General features: G+C 67.4%; 21 protein-coding genes. 9 read left to right on the top strand and 12 right to left on the bottom strand.

Annotation, left to right across the window (positions count from 1 at the left end; translation table 11 throughout):
• Positions 1-4 precede the first annotated feature (4 nt).
• Together G432_RS14430 and G432_RS14425 are read right to left on the bottom strand one after the other, a co-directional pair.
• On the bottom strand, positions 5-898 hold the full coding sequence (locus G432_RS14430) for an SDR family NAD(P)-dependent oxidoreductase (protein ID WP_015459557.1): 894 nt from the start codon (positions 896-898) through the stop codon (positions 5-7).
• Between the two features lie 138 nt (positions 899-1,036).
• On the bottom strand, positions 1,037-2,056 hold the full coding sequence (locus G432_RS14425) for a sensor histidine kinase (RefSeq protein WP_015459556.1): 1,020 nt from the start codon (positions 2,054-2,056) through the stop codon (positions 1,037-1,039).
• A gap of 156 nt (positions 2,057-2,212) precedes the next feature.
• On the opposite strand from G432_RS14425, the gene thrC reads away from it, so the two are divergent.
• The 3 genes from thrC to G432_RS14410 are packed head-to-tail and all read left to right on the top strand — an operon-like array spanning position 2,213 to position 5,711.
• Complete coding sequence (thrC, locus tag G432_RS14420) at positions 2,213-3,619, top strand: threonine synthase (RefSeq protein WP_015459555.1); 1,407 nt, start codon at positions 2,213-2,215, stop codon at positions 3,617-3,619.
• Complete coding sequence (locus tag G432_RS14415; RefSeq protein WP_015459554.1) at positions 3,616-4,845, top strand: M16 family metallopeptidase; 1,230 nt, start codon at positions 3,616-3,618, stop codon at positions 4,843-4,845. The genes thrC and G432_RS14415 overlap by 4 nt, the downstream gene beginning before the upstream one ends.
• The gene (locus tag G432_RS14410) at positions 4,842-5,711 is read left to right on the top strand and encodes a class I SAM-dependent methyltransferase (protein ID WP_015459553.1); all 870 of its coding nucleotides are present in this window, start codon (positions 4,842-4,844) and stop codon (positions 5,709-5,711) included. Before G432_RS14415 ends, G432_RS14410 begins: the two co-directional genes overlap by 4 nt.
• 499 nt (positions 5,712-6,210) lie before the next feature.
• Here the strand turns inward: G432_RS14410 and G432_RS14405 are convergent, their stop codons facing one another.
• The 8 genes from G432_RS14405 to coxB form a co-directional block, all read right to left on the bottom strand.
• Entirely contained in the window at positions 6,211-6,819 is a 609-nt protein-coding gene (locus G432_RS14405) for an SURF1 family protein (RefSeq protein ID WP_015459552.1), read from the bottom strand.
• Entirely contained in the window at positions 6,816-7,199 is a 384-nt protein-coding gene (locus G432_RS14400; RefSeq protein ID WP_015459551.1) for a DUF983 domain-containing protein, read from the bottom strand. The genes G432_RS14405 and G432_RS14400 overlap by 4 nt, the downstream gene beginning before the upstream one ends.
• A 46-nt stretch (positions 7,200-7,245) precedes the next feature.
• Positions 7,246-8,091 carry a cytochrome c oxidase subunit 3 gene (locus tag G432_RS14395; protein WP_015459550.1) on the bottom strand — a complete coding sequence of 282 codons (846 nt, stop codon included), beginning with the start codon at positions 8,089-8,091 and terminating at the stop codon, positions 7,246-7,248.
• Positions 8,092-8,127: 36 nt separating this feature from the next.
• Complete coding sequence (locus tag G432_RS14390) at positions 8,128-8,682, bottom strand: cytochrome c oxidase assembly protein (RefSeq protein WP_015459549.1); 555 nt, start codon at positions 8,680-8,682, stop codon at positions 8,128-8,130.
• A gap of 2 nt (positions 8,683-8,684) precedes the next feature.
• Positions 8,685-8,807 (bottom strand): hypothetical protein, encoded by a 123-nt coding sequence (locus G432_RS24285; RefSeq protein WP_015459548.1) that lies wholly within the window; start codon positions 8,805-8,807, stop codon positions 8,685-8,687.
• Entirely contained in the window at positions 8,804-9,730 is a 927-nt protein-coding gene (locus tag G432_RS14385; RefSeq protein ID WP_015459547.1) for a heme o synthase, read from the bottom strand. Before G432_RS14385 ends, G432_RS24285 begins: the two co-directional genes overlap by 4 nt.
• Positions 9,731-9,832: 102 nt before the next feature.
• Entirely contained in the window at positions 9,833-11,491 is a 1,659-nt protein-coding gene (gene ctaD / locus G432_RS14380) for a cytochrome c oxidase subunit I (RefSeq protein WP_015459546.1), read from the bottom strand.
• A gap of 12 nt (positions 11,492-11,503) precedes the next feature.
• On the bottom strand, positions 11,504-12,538 hold the full coding sequence (coxB, locus tag G432_RS14375; protein WP_015459545.1) for a cytochrome c oxidase subunit II: 1,035 nt from the start codon (positions 12,536-12,538) through the stop codon (positions 11,504-11,506).
• Positions 12,539-12,722: 184 nt separating this feature from the next.
• Here coxB and pyrE point away from each other — a divergent pair, with 184 nt between their 5' ends.
• Genes pyrE through G432_RS14350 form a run of 5 tightly spaced genes read left to right on the top strand, consistent with a single transcriptional unit; the run spans position 12,723 to position 16,554 of the window.
• Positions 12,723-13,307 carry an orotate phosphoribosyltransferase gene (pyrE, locus tag G432_RS14370; RefSeq protein WP_015459544.1) on the top strand — a complete coding sequence of 195 codons (585 nt, stop codon included), beginning with the start codon at positions 12,723-12,725 and terminating at the stop codon, positions 13,305-13,307.
• Between the two features lie 31 nt (positions 13,308-13,338).
• Positions 13,339-14,067: a pyridoxine 5'-phosphate synthase gene (locus G432_RS14365; protein ID WP_015459543.1), complete on the top strand. Its 729-nt coding sequence runs from the start codon at positions 13,339-13,341 to the stop codon at positions 14,065-14,067.
• Entirely contained in the window at positions 14,064-14,465 is a 402-nt protein-coding gene (gene acpS / locus G432_RS14360; protein WP_015459542.1) for a holo-ACP synthase, read from the top strand. Before G432_RS14365 ends, acpS begins: the two co-directional genes overlap by 4 nt.
• A gap of 50 nt (positions 14,466-14,515) precedes the next feature.
• Positions 14,516-15,475 carry a signal peptidase I gene (gene lepB / locus G432_RS14355; RefSeq protein ID WP_015459541.1) on the top strand — a complete coding sequence of 320 codons (960 nt, stop codon included), beginning with the start codon at positions 14,516-14,518 and terminating at the stop codon, positions 15,473-15,475.
• On the top strand, positions 15,472-16,554 hold the full coding sequence (locus tag G432_RS14350; protein WP_015459540.1) for an AI-2E family transporter: 1,083 nt from the start codon (positions 15,472-15,474) through the stop codon (positions 16,552-16,554). Before lepB ends, G432_RS14350 begins: the two co-directional genes overlap by 4 nt.
• 335 nt (positions 16,555-16,889) lie before the next feature.
• On the opposite strand, the gene G432_RS14345 is transcribed toward G432_RS14350, so the two are convergent.
• Positions 16,890-17,471: an FKBP-type peptidyl-prolyl cis-trans isomerase gene (locus G432_RS14345; protein WP_041864935.1), complete on the bottom strand. Its 582-nt coding sequence runs from the start codon at positions 17,469-17,471 to the stop codon at positions 16,890-16,892.
• A gap of 76 nt (positions 17,472-17,547) precedes the next feature.
• Positions 17,548-17,754, bottom strand: coding sequence for a 30S ribosomal protein S21 (gene rpsU / locus G432_RS14340; protein ID WP_010126124.1), 207 nt, complete (start codon positions 17,752-17,754; stop codon positions 17,548-17,550).
• Positions 17,755-17,980: 226 nt separating this feature from the next.
• Between rpsU and G432_RS14335 the strand changes: the two genes are divergently transcribed.
• Positions 17,981-18,742: a class II aldolase/adducin family protein gene (locus tag G432_RS14335; protein ID WP_015459538.1), complete on the top strand. Its 762-nt coding sequence runs from the start codon at positions 17,981-17,983 to the stop codon at positions 18,740-18,742.
• Positions 18,743-18,761 lie beyond the last annotated feature (19 nt).

Genomic DNA, 18,761 nt, shown 5'->3' with positions numbered 1-18,761 from the left:
GGGATCAGATCGGCGAGGGGATCTTCGCAGTCGGGATCTTGAAGGTCGAACGGATCGCCTTTTCGAGCTGGCTGTCCGAAAGCAGGCGGCGCATCAGCCCCATCGGCTTCACGTCCTTGCCGACATAGGAGATCGGCTTCCACTTCGGCTGGTCCAGGATCGCCATCATCTGGTCCACCGCCTCGTCGGGCGTGCTGCCGCTCTTTTCCAGCATGTCGGGCAGCACCTGCTTCACCGTATTGCCCAGCGGCTTGTCATAGACGGCCAGCACCGCATCCGGCTGGGCGTGCCAGGTCTTCAGCGTGTTGGCATGGGCATTAGCGGACATGCCGGTCAGCACGCCGCCGGGCAGGATCGACGTCACCTGGATGCCGAAGGCGGCCAGTTCGTGCCGCAAGGTCAGCGTCATGCCGTGGATGGCGTGCTTGGTCATGTTGTAGGGGCCGGAGCCCACTGGATTGGCGATGATCGCGCCGGAGCTGTAATTGGCGATCCGCGCGGCCTTGGCCCGGCGCAACATCGGCAGGAAGGCCTGGATGACGCGGAGCTGGCCGAAGGTATTGATCTGGAAGATGCGCTCCACCTCCTCCATCTTCACGCCCTCGATCACGCCCACGGCGATATTGGCCACGCCCGCCACGTTCAGCAGCAGATCGAGGCCCTGCCCGTTCAGGGCCGCATCGACGATCTCCGCGCTCTTCCGCACGGATTCGCCGTCCGAAACATCCTGTTCGACCAGCGTGATGCGGTTGTCGCCTTCCAGATCGGTGGGCGCGCCGGGCAGCACGCCGGCAAAGACGCGCACGCCCCTGTCGGCCAGCCGCTTGGCCAGCAGATTGCCCTGCCCGACATTGGCGCCGGTGATGAAAGCGGTTCCGATCGGCCTGTGGCTTGCCATTATTCGCCTCCCCCAAAAGGCGATGTCGCTTCCCGCCGGCGGTCGGCGCCGGTCGTGCCACGCATCGCTGAACAGGATTCATTATAAGCCAAGCCGGTCCGCTGGCAAGGCGCGGCGGGGACGCGGGAAACGCCCCTTTCAGGCGGGGCGCCGGGGGATGGAGATGGAAAAGCGGGCGCCCGGATCGGCGCTCGCGACGGTCACGGTCGCATCCAGCTGGCGGGCGATATTGGCGATCAGCCGCATCCCCAGGCTCTGGCCACGGGCGTGGATGTCGAACCCCTCCGGCAGGCCCACGCCGCGATCGGCCACCTCCAGCACCACCCGGCCACTCTCCGGTCCGCCCTCCGTCCGATCATGCAGCACCACCGCGATCGGCCCGCCCTTCCCGTCCGGATAGGCATATTTCAGCGCGTTGGTGACAAGCTCGTTCAGCATCAACCCCAGCGGGATCGCCCGGTCGGTCGGCACCATGATCCGCCCGCCGGCGAAGCTGATCTCATGTTCCGGTGCGGTCTCGGCCAGGCGCAGGCACAATTCCTCCAGGAAGGCCCCGATATTGGTGATGCTCGAATCGCTCTGCCGCCACAGATGGGCGTGCACGTCGGCGATGGTCTGGACGCGCGAATAGGCATCCATCAGCACCTTCCGGCTCGCCTCATCCTCGGCATCGCGCGCCTGCATCGACAGCAGCGCCGCCACCAGCGAAAGGCTGTTCTTCACGCGATGGCTGATCTCCTGCGCCATCAGCCGCTGGCGTTCCTGCAATTCGCGCTCGTCATGAATATCGCCGGCGGCGCCGATCCATCCCACGACCCTGCCGTCGATCGGCACCGGCGATACGCTCACGCTATGCCAGCGATACATGAGGTCGCACGCCCGCCGCAGCCGCACGTGCATGTCGTATCGGGCGCCCCGCGCGAAGCCTTCGTTGCGGATGCGCACCAGATCGGCCTGATCGTCGGGATGGACGATATCCTTCCAGTTGCTGATGTCCGTCATCGGGGCAAGGCCGGCATAATCGCGCCATTCGCGGTTGAAGAAGCGCACCCGGCCGACCGTGTCGGTCGCCCACATCTTGCGCGGGGCATGTTCGATATAGGCGCGCAGGCGATCCCCGCTTTCGTTCCACCAGTCCGCGCCCTCGGCATCCGTCATGCAGGCATCCTGTCGGCCGGGCGCCGCCGCTGGGCTTCACGATGTTCGCAAGCGCACCCCGGGCTCATGTTTTTCGCGCACATATTGACCGTTTCGGAACGCCCTTTCATGTCAAAAGTTGCTCCGGGCCGCGCACGCCGCTAAGCGCGGCGCACTATGCGCTATATCAGCACCCGGGGCACGGCGCCCGCGCTCGACTTCGAAAACGTCACCCTCACCGGCCTGGCGGCCGATGGCGGCCTCTATGTGCCGGAAAGCTGGCCGCGCTTCACGCCCGAAGCGATCCGCGCGCTGGCCGGCCTTTCCTACGTGGATACGGCGGTCGAGGTGATGGCCCCCTTCGTCGGCGACGCGCTGGGCCGGGACGAGCTGCGCGCGCTCTGCGCCGAAGCCTATGGCCGCTTCGATCATGAGGCGGTGACGCCGCTGGTCCAGCTCGACGGGCGCAACTGGCTGCTGGAGCTGTTCCACGGCCCCACGCTCGCCTTCAAGGATGTGGCGCTCCAGCTTCTCGGCCTGCTGTTCGAACGCTTCCTGTCGCAGCGCGATACCCACCTCACCGTGGTGGGCGCCACCTCGGGCGATACCGGATCGGCGGCGATCGACGCGCTGGCCGGCCGCGCCAAGGTGGATATCTTCATGCTCCACCCGCTGGGCCGGGTGTCGGACGTCCAGCGCCGGCAGATGACGACGGTGCTCGCCCCCAACGTCCACAATATCGCCATCGAAGGCAGCTTCGATGATGCGCAGGCCCTGGTGAAGGCGATGTTCGCCGATCGCGATTTCGCCGGCCGCTTCCGCCTGAGCGCGGTGAATTCGATCAACTGGGCCAGGCTGATGGCCCAGATCGTCTATTATTTCTACGCCGCCGTCCGGCTGGGCGCGCCGGACCGGCCTGTCGCCTTCTCGGTGCCCACGGGCAATTTCGGCGACGTCTTCGCCGGCTATGCCGCCGCGCGGATGGGCCTGCCGGTGGCGAAGCTGATCGTCGCGACCAACGTGAACGACATCCTCCACCGCGCGCTGGCGGAAGGCGATTATTCGGTCGGCACCGTCACGCCCACCGCCGCCCCGTCGATGGACATCCAGGTCAGTTCCAACTTCGAACGGCTGCTGTTCGACCTGCACGGGCGCGACGGCGCCGCGCTGGCGCAGACGATGGCGGGATTCGAGGCGACGAAGCGGCTGGCCGTCCCCGCAGCCATGCGGGACGAGGCCGCCCGCCTGTTCACCAGCGCGCGCATCGACGCGGACGGCATGGCGCTGGCCATGCGCCACGCCGCCGAGCGCAGCGGCCAGGTGATCGATCCGCACACCGCGATCGGCCTTGCCGCCGCCCATGGTGCCGATCTCGATCCGCAGGTCCCGATCGTCACGCTCGCCACCGCGCATCCGGCCAAGTTCCGCGATGCGGTGGAGCGCGCCACCGGCCAGCGCCCCAACCTGCCCGCCCGCGTCGGCGGCCTGTTCGAGCGGGAGGAGCGCTATGCCACCCTTCCCGCCACGCTCGAGGCGATCGAGGCGCATATCGCAGAACGCGCGACGGCGGCCGTCCCCGCATGAGCGCCAGCCTCCACCGGCTGGCGAACGGGATCACCGTCGCCATCGAGCCGATGGACGGGGTGGAGACGCTGGCGGTCGGCCTCTATGCGGATGTCGGCGCGCGGTCCGAGCCGGAGGGGCTGAGCGGCCTCGCCCACATGGTCGAACATATGGTGTTCAAGGGCGCCGGCAATCGCGACGCCCGCGCCATCGCCGAGGATATCGAGGATGTCGGCGGATCGCTGAACGCCTGGACGGCGCGCGATCACACCGTGTTCCACGGCCGCCTGCTGGCGGGCGATCTGGCGCTGGGCGTCGGCATGATCGCCGATCTCGTCCGCGCGCCCCATTTCGATGCCGACGAGCTGGAGCGCGAGAAAGGCGTCGTCCTGTCCGAACTGGGCGAGGCGCGGGATACGCCGGACGATATCGTCTTCGATCACCTCCAGCTCGCCGCCTTCCCGCGCCAGCCGCTCGGCCGGCCCGTGCTGGGCGACGAAGCCAGCATCGCCGCGATCGACGCCGATGCGCTCCGGGCCTGGGTGACGGGGCAATATCGCCCAGACGGCCTCGTCCTCGCCGCCGCCGGCAAGGTGGACGAGGCGGAGCTGCTCCGCCTTGCCGAGGCGTATTTCGGCGACATGGCCCCCGGCGCGCTCGCCACGCCGCCCGCCGCCAGCTTCGCGGCCGGCGCCAAGCATGACCGGCGCCGCTTCGACCAGATCCATCTGGCGCTCGGCTGGCGGGGGGTCGGCTATCGCGATCCCGCCGTCCACGCGCTCAGCCTGTTCACCACGGCGGCGGGCGGCGGCATGTCGTCCCGCCTGTTCCAGGAACTGCGCGAGCAGCGCGGGCTGGCCTACAGCGTCTATGCCTGGGCGCAGAGCTATGCCGAGACCGGCCTGTTCGGCGTCTATTGCGCGGCCCAGCGCGATCAGGGCGCGGAAGCGCTGGCGCTGGCGGAGGAAGTGCTGGCCCGCACCGCCGAAGGGCTGACCGAGGCGGAGCTGGAGCGCGCCCGCGTCCAGGCCAAGGCCGGGCTGCTGATGGGGCTGGAAGGCCCGGCGGCGCGCTGCGATCATCTCGCCCGCCAGATCCAGGTCCACGGCCGCATCGTGCCGGTCGCGGAAACCGTGGCCGCGCTCGACGCGGTAAATCTGGCGGCGGCGCGCGAAGCCGGGGCACGGGCGCTTTCCGGCGGACGGGCGATCGCCACCGTGGGCGGCAAGCTGGCGAAGGCGGCATGAACGATCTCATCACCCTCGTAACCGAACCCTGGGCCGATTACGGCCTCGTCGATTCCGGCCATGGCCGGAAGCTGGAACGCTATGGCCGTTTCCGCTTCATCCGCCCCGAACCGCAGGCGATGTGGGCGCCCGCCGATCCCAACTGGAGCGCCGACGGCGATTTCATCGCCGCGTCGGACGAGGATGGCGGCGGCAAGTGGCACCTCGATCGCGAAGTGCCGCGCGGCGGCTGGCACCTGAAATGGGAGGATGTGCGCTTCAACGCGCAGAACACCCCCTTCCGCCACCTCGCCTTCTTCCCGGACATGGCACCGCAATGGGCATGGATGCGCGATCGCATCGCCGAGGGGGACGAGGCGCTCAACCTGTTCGGCTATACCGGCGTCGGCACGCTGGCGCTCGCGGCCAGGGGCGCGCGCGTCACCCATGTCGATGCGTCCAAGAAATCGGTGGAGGCCGGCAAGGCCAATGCCCTGCTGTCCGACATGGTCGACCGCCCGATCCGCTGGATGGTGGACGATGCCGTGAAATTCGCTGCGCGCGAGGTGCGCCGCGGCCGCCGTTACGACGGCATCATGCTCGATCCGCCCAAGTTCGGGCGCGGGCCGGATGGCGAGGTATGGCGGCTGGAGGAACATCTGCCCGGCCTGATCGCCCATTGCGTGAACCTGCTGGACGAACGCTCCAAATTCCTCGTGCTCACCGTCTATGCGGTGCGCATGTCCGCGATCGCCATCGCGGAGCTGCTCCGCCAGGCCACCGCCCATCTCGGCGGCCGGATCGAAGCCGGCGAGATGACCGTGCGGGAAGAAGCGCGCGGCCTGCTGCTCCCCACCGCCATCTTCGCGCGCTGGGTGAGGGATTAGGGCGAGCCGGCGCCACCGGGAATGGCGCCGCAAAAACGAAATCTAGGGTCCGCCGAGCATCGGCCATTCCCCTGAATTCCATCCCTCGCTGCAGCGTGCGCGGGGTCCCCTGCACAAGGGGGGGCGGCATCCATGATGGCTCGCACTTCGTTAACCCTCTGACAGGAAGCCGACGGAGACACTTCGAGGATAACCTGCGGAGTAGGATTGAGACTGCTTGCTTGAACCATGTATGCCCGAAGCTGGGCATTGGAAATCGCCACTTTGTTCCAGAGAATCGAACCGTCCGATGCCAAAAATACGGGCATTATCGGCACGAGATGCCCCACTCCGTCCTTCTCGGTCCCCCAATGGCTGAGCGGAGTTGAACAAGCGGCGCTGTAGGTCGTTGGCACTCGATCACATCCGGACAATAGTGCCGCCCAGGCAAATGCCGCCGCGATAACAAGCCCTCTCATTACGGTACGGTGGCGTGCTATCCTCGACACTACAACCCCAGTCAGGCGCCCGGCTTCGCCCCCGGCCCGGCCGGCGGGCGGCGCCAGACGGCGATGGCGTAGATCACCAGCGCCACCAGGGCGAACAGGAACCATTGCACGGCATAGGCGCGATGATTGTTGGGCACGTTCAGGGGTGAAGGCTTCTCGCTCGGCTCCAGCCCCGGCGCGGCCGTGTCGGCGACGAGGATGAACACGCGGTCGCGGTCGAAATCGATCACGCCGCTCACCGGCCCGCCGAGCGCCGGAGCCTTGGGGGCTTCGGAGCTGCGCGACCAGCCATAATCGACCGCCATGCCCGGCCCCTCGCCGCCGCCCGTGCGGCAGGAGGCGATGTGGCGCCAGCCCTGCTCGCCCTTGCGGTTGCGACCTGCCCGCGCATCCCAGCGCGTCACCTCCAGGCAATGGCCCGATGCCCTGCGGAAGACGAGGTTCTCGTCCGGCACCGGCACGGCGGGAAAGGCTGTCGGCGGCAGGCTGTCGGCGGCGGCGTAACGCGCCAGCAGCGCTTCCTTCCATTCGGCGCGGCGGAGCTGCCAGATGCCCAGCCCCACCATCAGCGCCACCATCGCCAGCACGAACAGGGTCGGCCAGAAGGGCAGTCGCCTCACGGCTGCTCGTCCCGTGCCGCTTCCTCGACGATGCGGCCCTCGCGCGCGGCGTTGCGATATTCCAGCGCCAGCAACATGCCCTTGGCGACGCGCAGCGATCCCAGCACGGCGCCGGCGGTGATCGGTATCCACAGGATCAGGTGCAGCCAGAATGGCGGATGGACGGCCAGTTCGAACAGGATCGCCATCGCGGTGACGGCGGCGCCCACCCCCAGCGTCAGGAAGGCCGCCGGCCCGTCGCCCACGTTGAAGCTGGCGAAGGAAAGGCCGCATGCCCGGCAGGAAGGCGCAAAACTGGCTGCCCCCGCGAACAGCGTCTTGGCGCCGCAGCGGGGGCAGAGGCCGCGAAGGCCGGATTCGAGGGGTGTCGGGCTGGTCATGCCAGCGCCGCCCCGGCGCGATCCACCAGGGCGGCGATGATCGTCATCAGCCGTGGACCGGGGCGCCCCAGCCGCCCCACACATAGACGGCGGCGAACAGGAACAGCCACACCACGTCCACGAAGTGCCAGTACCAGGCGGCCGCCTCGAAGCCGAAATGCTGCTTCGGCGTGAAATCGCCGCGATAGGCGCGGATCAGGCAGACGATCAGGAAGATCGTGCCGACGATCACGTGGAAGCCGTGGAAGCCCGTCGCCATGTAGAAGGCGGCGCCATAGTTCAGGCCTTTGAAGGCGAAGGGCGCATGGGCATATTCATAAGCCTGGATGCTGCTGAACAGCAGGCCCAGCAGGATGGTGAGCCACAGGCCGGTCTTCAGGCCCTTGCGGTCGCCTTCCAGCAGCGCGTGATGCGCCCAGGTGACGGTGGTGCCCGAGCAGAGCAGGATCAGCGTGTTGAGCAGCGGCAGGTGGAAGGGATCGATCACCTCCAGCCCCTTGGGCGGCCACACGCCCGCCGTCTGGACCAGGCTCACCGCGCCGTCGGTCACTTCCACCGGCGCCGGGAACAGCGCGAAATCGAACCACGCCCAGAACCAGCCGACGAAGAACATCACTTCCGAAGCGATGAACAGGATCATGCCGTAGCGCAGGTGGAGCTGCACGACCGGCGTGTGATCGCCGGCATGCGCCTCGCGAATCACGTCCGACCACCAGCTGTAGAAGGTGAACAGCAGCAGCGCGACGCCCGCCAGGAACACCGCCCCGCCATGGGCCGCCTCGTGCATCCACATGATGCCGCCCGAAGCCATGACCAGCGCGGCCATGGACCCGGACAGCGGCCAGATGCTCGGTGGCAAAATGTGATAATCGTGGGTCTTGGCGCCGGCCATTCTTTCCGTCCCCTTTGGCTCTACCGTGCGTCGTCCTTAACCGCCGTTCCCGGCGGAATCCACCGGGAAGAAGGTGTAGGAAAGCGTGATTTCGTTGATATCCCTGGCATCCGGATCGTCGAGGATCCTCGGGTCGACATAGAAGACGACCGGCATCCGCACCGATTCTCCGGGCTTCAGCGTCTGCTCCTTGAAGCAGAAGCATTCGATCTTGGTGAAATATTGCCCCGCCTGGCTGGGCGAAACGTTGAACGTCGCCGATCCCGTTACCGGTTTGTCCGAATTGTTCGTGGCGTTGTAGAAGGCCATGTCCCTTGCGCCGATGGCCACGCGCTGCACATGCTCCTCGGGCGCGAAGCTCCACGCCATGCCCGGCTTCACATTGCCGTCGAAGCGCACGTTCACGATCTTGCCGACCACCGCGCCCGGCGCCTTCGCGCCTTCGGCCTTCTGCGTCGTGCCGTTGAAGCCGGTCACCTGGCAGAACATGCGGTAGAGCGGCACGCTGGCGAAGCCGAGGCCGATCATCGCGCCCACGATCGCGGTCGCCATCAGGCCCACCCGGCGGTTGCGTTCGACCAAGGTCGCCATGGTCAGGCCATCTTCGCGATCGAGATCGCGTAGAACAGGATCACCAGCGCGCCCAGCAGCAGCGCCATCACCAGCGCGCGGGAACGCTGGCGGCGGCGGATCTCGTCGTCGGGAAGCGGATTCATGCCAGCACCATCCGATCGGCGACCAGCGCGCCGAACAATATGAAGAGATAGAGGATCGAATAAGCGAACAGCCGCCGTTCCGGCTTCATCTTCGCCTGGTCCGCCTCCTGGCTGAAGGCGACGCGGGCGGAAAGCAGCAGGAACAGGCCGGAAAGCGCCACGGCGGCAAGGCCGTAGATCGCGCCCGTCAGCCCCAGCGGCCACGGCGCGACGGCGGCGGCCACCATCGGCAGCGTATAGAGCAGGATCTGCGCCCTCGTCGTCCGCGTGCCTGCCACCACCGGCAGCATCGGCACGCCGGCATTGGCGTAGTCGGTGCGCACGAACAGCGACAGCGCCCAGAAATGCGGCGGCGTCCACAGGAACACGATCGCGAACAGCAGCACCGGCAGCAATTCCACCCGGCCGGTCGCCGCCGCCCAGCCGATCAGCGGCGGGAAGGCGCCGGCCGCGCCGCCGATCACGATGTTCTGCGGCGTCCGCCGCTTCAGCCACACAGTGTAGACGAGCACATAGAACAGGATCGAAACCGTGAGGATCGCGGCGGCCAGCAGGTTCACCGCCAGCCCCATCAGCAGCACGGAGAAAGCGCCCAGCCCCACGCCGAAATGCAGGGCGGACTGGCGGTCCATCCGCCCGGCTGGCAGCGGCCGGCCGGCGGTGCGCCGCATCTTGGCGTCCAGATCGGCCTCATACCACTGGTTGAGCGCGCCGGCCGCGCCCGCGCCCAGCGTGATGCACAGCATCGCGGTGAAGCCCAGCACGGGGTGGATCGACACCGGCGCCGCCAGCATCCCGCACAGCCCGGTGAAGACGACCAGCGTCAGCACGCGCGGCTTGCAGAGCGCGAGGAAGTCCCGCCACTCGGCCGTGGCCGCGCCTGCCGGCTCCATCGCTGTGGTGTTCATCGCGGTCGTGTTCATCTCATTCCAATTCCGGCGGGTCGATACCCGCTCATGGGCTGGCCGCCGCCCCGGCGCGAACCGGAACGGCGGCCATCATTCCCCTTTCGATCGCCGCCGATCTCAGTCGATCTTGGGCAGCGTCTCGAACTGGTGGAACGGCGGCGGGCTGGAGAGTGTCCATTCCAGCGTCGTGGCGCCTTCGCCCCACGGATTGTCCTCCGCCTTCTTGCCGGCGATCAGCGACCAGATGACGTTCACGAAGAACACCACCATGCCGGCCGCCATCACCTTGTAGCCCAGGGTGGCGAGGTGATTATACTGCGTGAAGGCATCCGGATAGTCGGGGTAGCGCCGCGGCATGCCATCCAGGCCCAGGAAGTGCATCGGGAAGAACAGCAGGTTCACGCCGATGAAGAACACCCAGAAATGGAGGTGGCCGAGGAACTCGTTATACTGCTTCCCCCACATCTTGCCGAACCAGTAGTAGAAGCCGGCGAAGAGGGCGAACACGGCACCCAGCGACAGCACATAGTGGAAGTGCGCCACCACATAATAGGTGTCGTGCATATAGTTGTCGACGCCGCCATTGGCGAGCACGACGCCCGTCACGCCGCCGACGGTGAACATGAAGATGAAGCCCAGCGCCCACACCATCGGCGTTTTGAAGGTGAGCGACCCGCCCCACATCGTCGCGATCCAGGAGAAGATCTTGATGCCGGTCGGCACCGCAATCACCATCGTCGCCGCGGTGAAATACATCTTGGTGTTCACGTCCAGGCCGGTCGTGAACATGTGGTGCGCCCACACGATGAAGCCGACCACGCCGATCGCGACCATGGCGTAGGCCATGCCGAGATAGCCGAACACCGGCTTCCGGGAGAAGGTGGCGATGATGTGGCTGACGATGCCGAAGCCCGGCAGGATCATGATGTAGACTTCGGGGTGGCCGAAGAACCAGAACAGATGCTGGTAGAGGATCGGATCGCCGCCGCCGGCGGGATCGTAGAAGGTCGTGCCGAAGTTGCGGTCGGTCAGCAGCATGGTGATCGCGGCGGCGAGCACCGGCAGCGCCAGCAGCAGCAGGAAGGCGGTGACCAGCACCGACCACACGAACAGCGGCATCTTGTGCAGCGTCATGCCCGGCGCGCGCATGTTGAAGATGGTGGTGATGAAGTTGATCGCGCCCAGGATCGAGCTCGCGCCCGCGATGTGGAGCGAAAGGATGCCCATGTCGACCGACGGCCCCGGCTCGCCATAGGTGGAAAGCGGAGCATAGACCGTCCAGCCGGTGCCGGCGCCGCCGAAGAAGGGCGAGGCGAGCAGCAGCGTGAAGGCCGGGATCAGCAGCCAGAAGGACACGTTGTTCATGCGCGGAAAGGCCATGTCCGGCGCGCCGATCATGATCGGCACGAACCAGTTGCCGAACCCGCCGATCATCGCGGGCATGACCATGAAGAACACCATGATCAGGCCGTGCGCGGTGACGAGCACGTTCCACAGGTGCAGCGCCTCGTCGAAGGTGCCGGGTCCGTGCAGCATCGCCAGCCAGGTCGGCAGATACTGGATGCCCGGCGCCGCCAGCTCGGCGCGCATCAGGCCGGAGATCCCGCCGCCGATGATGCCGGCGACGATCGCGAAGATCAGATAGAGGGTGCCGATGTCCTTGTGGTTGGTGGACATGAACCAGCGGGCGAAGAAGCCCGGCTTGTGATCGGCATCATGGTGCGCATGATCGTCATGCGCCTGGAAATGGGCGCCGGTGGCTGTCGTATCGGTCATCTGCTGTCAGCCTCAGTTCGTCGTCGCCGCGGCGGCGGCGGGAGCTGCCGCCGGCGCTTCGGCGGGGGCAGCTTCGTTGGCGGCGGGGGCGGCCTCGTCGGCGGGGGCCTCGGCCGCCTCGCCCGGCATGGTGCCGCCCTTCGACTTCACCCATTCCGCGAAACGGGCCGGCTCCACCACCTCGACGGCGATCGGCATGTAGGCATGGCGCGCGCCGCACAGTTCGGAGCACTGGCCGAAATAGACGCCGGGGCGATCGGCCTTGAACCAGGTTTCGTTCAGGCGGCCGGGCACGGCGTCCATCTTCGTCCAGAAGGCGGGCACGGCGAAGCTGTGGATCACGTCATTCGACGTGACGATCAGCTTCACCACCGCGCCGACCGGAACGACGATGCGCTCGTCGACCGCCAGCAGGCGGGGGCCGTCCGCGTCGGTGCGGAAGCGGTCGCCCGGCTTAACCTCGTCCTTCTCCTTCAGCATGTTGGAGACCAGCTCGAAGTCGCCATTGTCGGGATATTGGTAGGTCCAATACCACTGGTTGCCGATCACCTTGATGGTGAGATCGGCCTTGGGCTGGTTATATTGCGCGGCGAGCAGGCGGATCGAGGGGACCGCGATCACCAGCAGGATGAGCACCGGCACCAGCGTCCACACCACCTCGATGAAGGTGTTGTGCGTCGTCCGCGACGGCACCGGATTGGCCTTGGCGCGGTAACGCACGATCACCCACAGCATCAGCGCCAGAACGAAGACGCAGATGGCGGTGATGATCGGCACCAGCACGCTGTTGTGCAGCCACTGCCCGTCCTCGCCCAGCGCGGTCACCTGCGGCTGGATCTTCCAGCCGCCGGGAATCGGCTGGCCGATATCGGCTTCGGGCGCGGCATGCTGGAAGGCAGGCTTTGCGGATTCGGGGGCGGCGGTCGCCGCGGCGGCCGGCGCAGCAGCCGTTTGGGCCGCGACGGGCGCGGGAGCGCCCTGGGCAAGCGCGGCTGCGGGCGTCGCAGCCAGCGCGAATGCCATCAACATCGTCTTCAGCGTACTCATCTCACCCCCGGTCAGCGCCGCTTCCCTCGCGGCTGTTCGTCTCTATGCGGGCTTATCGCGATTGGGGGGCTTATAGGCGCGGGTGTCGCGGGTCTCAAGCAGGGTAATCGCAGAATTTCGGGCAGTTGATGCACGCGCCCGCGCGGCCTATCTGGCGGGGCATCGAACCGCCGGGAGAAACGACATGACGGATGAAGAGATACTGGCGGAATTCCGCGACGCCGATGCGCTGCTCGAAGGCCATTTCATTCTGTCCTCAGGGCTGCGTTCGTCCCGATATCTGCAGTGCGCGCGCGTGCTGATGAACCCGGCGCGCGCCGCGCGGCTGGCCGAAGCGCTGGCGCGGAAGATACCGGACAAAGTGAAGATCCAGCTCGGCGCGGTGGTATCGCCGGCCATGGGGGGCGTGATCGCCGGGCATGAGATGGGCCGCGCGCTCGGCCTCGACGCGATGTTCGTCGAACGCCCCACCGGCACGTTCGAGCTGCGCCGCGGCTTCCGCCTCGCACCGGGGCTGAAGGTGCTGCTGATGGAGGACGTCGTCACCACCGGCCTCTCCTCGCGCGAGGCGATCAAGGCGGTGGAGGAAGCCGGCGGCCAGGTGATCGCGGCGGCTTCGCTGGTCGACCGGTCGGACGGCAAGGCCGATCTCGGCGTGCCTTTCTACCCGCTGATTCGCATCGCCGTGCCGACCTATGCGGCCGATGCGCTGCCGCCCGAGCTCGCGGCGATCCCCGCGATCAAGCCCGGAAGCAGGGCCGCTTCATAATCAACCCTCCTTATAAAAGGATGCCGCCGCCATGACCGGCCGTCTCCGCCTGGGTGTGAACATCGATCACGTCGCCACCATCCGCAACGCGCGGGGCGGCGATCATCCCGATCCCGTGCGGGCGGCGATTCTGGCGGCGCAGGCGGGTGCGGACGGCATCACCGCCCATCTGCGCGAGGACCGCCGCCACATCACCGACGGCGATATCGATCGGCTGATGGCGGAAATCGCCCTGCCCCTCAATCTGGAGATGGCGGCGACGGAGGAGATGCTGGGCATCGCGGTGGCCCACCGGCCGCACGCCGCCTGCATCGTGCCCGAACGGCGGGAGGAGCGGACGACCGAAGGCGGCCTCGACGCCGCCGGCCAGTTCGATCACCTCCTGCCCTTCGTCCGCAGGCTGGGCGATGCCGGCATCCGCGTCAGCCTGTTCATCGAACCCGATCCCCGCCAGATCGAGGCCGCCATCCGGCTCGGCGCGCCCGTGGTCGAATTCCACACCGGCCGCTATGCCCATGTTGACGGCGCCGATCGCACGGCCGAGCTTCGCCGCATCGCCGATGCCGCGGCGCTGGCCGCCAAGAACGGGATCGAGCCGCATGCCGGCCACGGCCTGACCTTCGACAATGTCACGGCCATCGCCGCCATCCCGCAGCTCGCCGAGCTGAACATCGGCCATTTCCTGATCGGCGAGGCGATCTTCACCGGCCTCGGCGCCAGCGTGGCGCGGATGCGCGAACTGATGGAGCAGGCACGATGATCATCGGCATCGGTTCCGACCTCTGCAATATCGAGCGCATCCAGAATTCGCTCGACCGGTTCGGCGAGCGCTTCGTCAACCGCGTCTTCACCGATGTGGAGCGCGCCAAGGCCGAGCGGCGCCAGCTCACCCGCGCGGCCACCTATGCCAAGCGCTTCGCCGCGAAGGAGGCTTTCTCCAAGGCGGTGGGCACCGGCTTCCGTTCCGGCGTGTTCATGAAGGACATCGGCGTGGTCAACGCGCCGTCGGGCGCGCCGACGCTGGCGCTGACCGGCGGCGCCAAGGCAAGGCTTGACGCGATCACGCCGCCGGGCCACGCCGTTGACGTGCATCTGACGCTGACCGACGACCACCCCTGGGCGCAGGCGTTCGTCATCCTCTATGCCCGCGCCGTCTAGGCGCCGCCCGGATCTAAGGAGTGGATCGCTTGAGCGATCAGCAAGTATCGATGAGTATCGAAGACACCGCCCAGCCCCAACCGCAGCCGCAGCCGCAGGCCCCGCTGCCCTCCGCGGCCGATTCCCGGCCGAAGACGGATTGGTGGGCGGAGGCGAAAGGCGTGTTCTGGCTGGTGCTGGCGGTGCTCGCCTTCCACAGCTTCCTCGCCAAGCCCTTCTACATCCCGTCCGAATCGATGATGCCCACGCTCATCAAGGGCGATCGGCTGGTGGTGACCAAATATCCCTATGGCTGGTCCTATGTGTCGCCCAGCATCACCCGCATCCCCGGCGCGCCGGGCCGCTGGCTCGGCCGGCTGACGGGGCAGGATTATCTGTCGATCCCCTTCATCCACGGGCGCCTGTTCGGCCACCTGCCCCAGCGCGGCGACGTGGTGATCGCCAAGCCGCCGACGCAATATACCGATTATATCAAGCGCGTGATCGGCCTGCCCGGCGACCGGATCGAGCTGCGCAACGGCGTCGTCATCCTGAACGGGGTGCCGGTGAAGCGGCAGTTCCTGTCGCCCGCGATGATCCCGATCGATCCCAACATCCCCTGCGACACGCCCGACGTCTATCGCCTGCGCGTGACGGGGCCGGACGGCCGCGAATATTGCCAGATGCCTCGCGTCCGGGAAACTTTGCCCAACGGCGTCAGTTACGACACGATCGATCTCGGCCCCGGCGGCCAGAACGATGATTATCCGGCGCTGACCATACCGGAGGGCCATGTATTCCTGATGGGCGACAATCGCGATCAATCCGCCGACAGCAGGGTCTCATCGATGGAAGGCGGCCTGGGCGGGCCGGTTCCGGTGGAAAATCTGGGCGGCCGCGCGGAATTCATCACCTTCTCGCTCGATGGAACCTCGACGCTGTGGAACCCGATTAGCTGGTTCACGGCGATGCGCGGCGGCCGCGCGGGCACCAGCCTGCGCCCGGCCCATGCGGAGGCCCCCGCGCAATGAGCGACGAGGCGCGCGCGCCCGAACAGCCCGGCCCTTCGGATTTCCGCGATCCGATCACCACCCGGGAACTGAAGCGCGCCGCCGTCTGGCTCGGGCTCGCCGCCGGCATCGTGCTGGCCTGGTATCTGATCCAGACATTGCTGCTGATCGCCGGCGGCCTTGTCATCGCCTCGATGCTGGACGGCGGCGCCCGCCTGCTCGGCCGGGTGCTGCCGATCCGGCGGGGCTGGCGGCTGGCGATCGTGTGCCTGGCCGTCACCGCCTTCCTGCTCTGGACCTTCTATTTCGCGGGCGCCTCGATCGGCGCGCAGTTCGGCACGCTGCGCATCGTCGTGACCGAACAGTTCAACCGCATCGTCGATTGGGTGCAGGCGATGGGGCTGATGCCCCGCGACAGCGCTAACGCGATCGGCGAGCAGGTGATGGGATCGCTCGGCCGGCTCACCAGCGCGCTCGGCACCGCGATCGGCGCCGTCTCCAGCATGGCGATGATCCTGGTGATCGGCGTGTTCGTGGCGATCGAGCCGCGCCTCTACGAACGCGGCTTCGCCTGGATGCTGCCGATGGAAAGGCGCCAGGAATTCTACGAAACCTCGGCCAAGCTCGGCTACACGATGCGCCGCCTGATGGCCGGGCGCCTGCTCGGAATGGCGGTGGAGGGCGTCGGCACCTGGCTGCTTCTGCTGGTGGGCGGCGTGCCGATGGCGGCGCTGCTCGGCATCCTCACCGGCCTGCTCGCCTTCCTGCCCAATATCGGCGCGATCGTATCGGGCCTGCTGCTGGTGCTCGTCGGCTTTTCGGCCGGGGTCGAGACCGGGCTGTGGGCGATCGCCGTCTATTTCGTCGTGCAGACGGTGGACGGCTATCTGATCGTGCCGACTGTCGCCAAGCGCTCGGTCGATCTCGCGCCCGCGCTGGTGCTCAGCGCCCAGCTCCTCCTGGGCTCGCTCTGCGGCATCCTCGGCCTTGCGCTGGCCGATCCGCTCGTCGCGATGATCAAGGTGCTGCTGGAACAACGCTCCGACGCCAAGGCCGAGGAAGCCGCGGCCTCCGCCGTCACGCACCGCATCACGGGCTAAGGATCGCCCGCGCCGTCCGGGGGCCATGCCCGGCGCTGACGAGTGGGATGTGGCGGTCGGCTGGAGCCGGCATTTCTTCCCCATCGTCATGCCAGCGCAGGCTGGCATCGCTCACCGCTGCAAGCGGCAGCACCTCGGCACAGCACCAGCCTCGACACGATGCCAGCCTGCGCTGGCATGACGATAAGGGGAGGCGACAAGGGAAAATGTCGCGCCATGCCGGAACCGGCGCGCGACTCGCGGAGCGCAAACGGAAAGACGGCGCCCCGATGCCTCGGGACGCCGCCTGCGTCTTGGTCGACGATGTCCGCCGCCGGAGCCCGGCGGCCGGGCGATCACATGCCGGGATGGCCTTCCATGCCGCCGCCCATGCCAGGCATCGCGTTCATTGCGCCGGGCTGCACGGCCAGCAGCTCCAGGTCGAACACCAGCACCGCATTGGGCGGAATCTCGCCATTGGGGCCGGCGCCGGCATCGCCATAAGCGAGCCTCGGCGGCATCCAGAAGCGATATTTGGAGCCCTGCTTCATCAGCTGCACGCCTTCGGTCCAGCCCGGAATCAGGCCGGTCACGGGAAGAGTGGCGGGGCCGCCATGCCGTTCGGAGGCGTCGAACACCTCGCCCGTCTTTGCCAGCTTGCCCTCATAGTTCACCAGCGTGAGGTCGGCCGGCGTCGGCTTAGGGCCGTTGCCTTCCTTCAGCACCTCATATTGCAGGCCGGACGGCAGCGTCACGACGCCGGCGCGCTTGCCGTTATCCGCCAGATATTCGTCCGGCGTCTGCGCCGCGACGACGGCCGCCTTGGTCGAAAGCCAGGCGGCGCCGATGCCGACGGCGGCCAGCAGGCCGATGCCGATCCACAGCTTGGTAAGCGAGCCCTTCTTGATCGGACGCAACGGAACGGCAGTCACGGACATGGGCAGGCTCGCTATGTCAGAATGGGCAGGTCATCTTTCTCGGGCGGGGCCTTGCGGCCCCACACGATGCGGCGTCTTACCGGACGCCGTCACGCTCGGCGCGCTTGCGCTCCAGCTTGCGCGCGCGGCGGATGGCGGCGGCACGCTCGCGCGCGCGCTTTTCCGACGGCTTCTCGTAATGACGGCGCAGCTTCATCTCGCGATAGACGCCCTCACGCTGCAGCTTCTTCTTGAGCGCGCGCAGCGCCTGGTCGACATTATTGTCGCGAACGATGATTTGCATAAGGCCGTCGATCTCCAGTCTCTCGCTTCCGCAGGGCGGCTTCCGGCCACTCGACGGACGTGAATAGGGTTCGCCGCGAACCCCGGTCCGCGTCGCAAGGCGTGCGCCCTAGCAGTGGGTGGGCGATTCTTCAACCCGAAAAGGCCGCTTCCCACCGATAGGGCTGCGGCTCGACAGCGGCAAAGCGGCGCGGCACTATATTGACATAATTGTCAGGAGAGACGCCATGGCCACCGCCATCCCGGAACGGGCCGGCATCAGCGAGGCGGAATGGTCCGCCCGCCAGCAGCTTGCCGCCTGCTACCGCGTGTTCGATCACCTCGGCTGGACGGAACTGATCTTCAACCACATCACCCTGCGCGTGCCGGGGGAGGAAGGCGCCTTCCTCATCAACCCCTTCGGCCTGCATTTCAGCGAGGTCACCGCCTCCAACCTCGTGAAGATCGATATCGACGGCAACAAGCTTTCCGATTCGCCCTGGGGCGTGAACCTGGCCGGCTTCGTCCAGCATGCCGCCTTCCATCGCCACCTGCCCGACGCGCATTGCGTGATGCACACCCACACCACCGCCGGCATGGCCGTGGCGTGCCTGGAGGACGGGCTGTCGATCAGCAATTTCTACGCCGGCCAGGTCGCGGGCCAGATCGCCTATCATGATTTCGAAGGCATCACCGTGCGCGACGACGAGGCCCCCCGCCTGATCGCCAATCTGGGCGACAAGCGGCTGATGATCCTGCGCAACCACGGCCTGCTTTCGATGGGGCCGACGCTGCCGATCGCCTTCCTCAGGCTCTGGGCGCTGGAACGGGCCTGCCAGATCCAGGCGGCATCCGCGCCGATGGGCCGCCTTCGGGAAATTCCGGCGGAGGTGCTGGCCGTCCACCAGCGCGATCAGGCCAAGCTCGTCCGCCCCGGCATGCCCGGCGAGGCGGAATTCAACGCCCTGGTCCGCCTGGTCGATCGCAAGGATCGCGGCTGGCGGGATTGATCCCGCCGGGCCGCGCCCC

The sequence above is a fragment of the Sphingomonas sp. MM-1 genome (assembly GCF_000347675.2).
GTDB lineage: Bacteria > Pseudomonadota > Alphaproteobacteria > Sphingomonadales > Sphingomonadaceae > Sphingomonas_E > Sphingomonas_E fennica.
Note: the sequence above shows the minus strand (reverse complement) of the source record. Positions and strands in the feature narration are given on the sequence as shown.

Excerpts from the sequence above, each read along its gene's own strand:
- thrC (WP_015459555.1), top strand. The coding sequence starts at position 2,213 with ATGCGCTATATCAGCACCCGGGGCACGGCGCCCGCGCTCGACTTCGAA.
- lepB (WP_015459541.1), top strand. The coding sequence starts at position 14,516 with ATGAGTATCGAAGACACCGCCCAGCCCCAACCGCAGCCGCAGCCGCAG.
- G432_RS14365 (WP_015459543.1), top strand. The coding sequence starts at position 13,339 with ATGACCGGCCGTCTCCGCCTGGGTGTGAACATCGATCACGTCGCCACC.
- G432_RS14415 (WP_015459554.1), top strand. The coding sequence starts at position 3,616 with ATGAGCGCCAGCCTCCACCGGCTGGCGAACGGGATCACCGTCGCCATC.
- G432_RS14345 (WP_041864935.1), bottom strand. The coding sequence starts at position 17,471 with ATGTCCGTGACTGCCGTTCCGTTGCGTCCGATCAAGAAGGGCTCGCTT.
- acpS (WP_015459542.1), top strand. The coding sequence starts at position 14,064 with ATGATCATCGGCATCGGTTCCGACCTCTGCAATATCGAGCGCATCCAG.
- G432_RS14410 (WP_015459553.1), top strand. The coding sequence starts at position 4,842 with ATGAACGATCTCATCACCCTCGTAACCGAACCCTGGGCCGATTACGGC.
- G432_RS14390 (WP_015459549.1), bottom strand. The coding sequence starts at position 8,682 with ATGGCGACCTTGGTCGAACGCAACCGCCGGGTGGGCCTGATGGCGACC.
- G432_RS14430 (WP_015459557.1), bottom strand. The coding sequence starts at position 898 with ATGGCAAGCCACAGGCCGATCGGAACCGCTTTCATCACCGGCGCCAAT.
- G432_RS24285 (WP_015459548.1), bottom strand. The coding sequence starts at position 8,807 with ATGAATCCGCTTCCCGACGACGAGATCCGCCGCCGCCAGCGTTCCCGC.
- G432_RS14400 (WP_015459551.1), bottom strand. The coding sequence starts at position 7,199 with ATGACCAGCCCGACACCCCTCGAATCCGGCCTTCGCGGCCTCTGCCCC.
- G432_RS14350 (WP_015459540.1), top strand. The coding sequence starts at position 15,472 with ATGAGCGACGAGGCGCGCGCGCCCGAACAGCCCGGCCCTTCGGATTTC.
- G432_RS14395 (WP_015459550.1), bottom strand. The coding sequence starts at position 8,091 with ATGGCCGGCGCCAAGACCCACGATTATCACATTTTGCCACCGAGCATC.
- coxB (WP_015459545.1), bottom strand. The coding sequence starts at position 12,538 with ATGAGTACGCTGAAGACGATGTTGATGGCATTCGCGCTGGCTGCGACG.
- pyrE (WP_015459544.1), top strand. The coding sequence starts at position 12,723 with ATGACGGATGAAGAGATACTGGCGGAATTCCGCGACGCCGATGCGCTG.
- G432_RS14425 (WP_015459556.1), bottom strand. The coding sequence starts at position 2,056 with ATGACGGATGCCGAGGGCGCGGACTGGTGGAACGAAAGCGGGGATCGC.
- G432_RS14385 (WP_015459547.1), bottom strand. The coding sequence starts at position 9,730 with ATGAACACGACCGCGATGAACACCACAGCGATGGAGCCGGCAGGCGCG.
- rpsU (WP_010126124.1), bottom strand. The coding sequence starts at position 17,754 with ATGCAAATCATCGTTCGCGACAATAATGTCGACCAGGCGCTGCGCGCG.
- ctaD (WP_015459546.1), bottom strand. The coding sequence starts at position 11,491 with ATGACCGATACGACAGCCACCGGCGCCCATTTCCAGGCGCATGACGAT.
- G432_RS14335 (WP_015459538.1), top strand. The coding sequence starts at position 17,981 with ATGGCCACCGCCATCCCGGAACGGGCCGGCATCAGCGAGGCGGAATGG.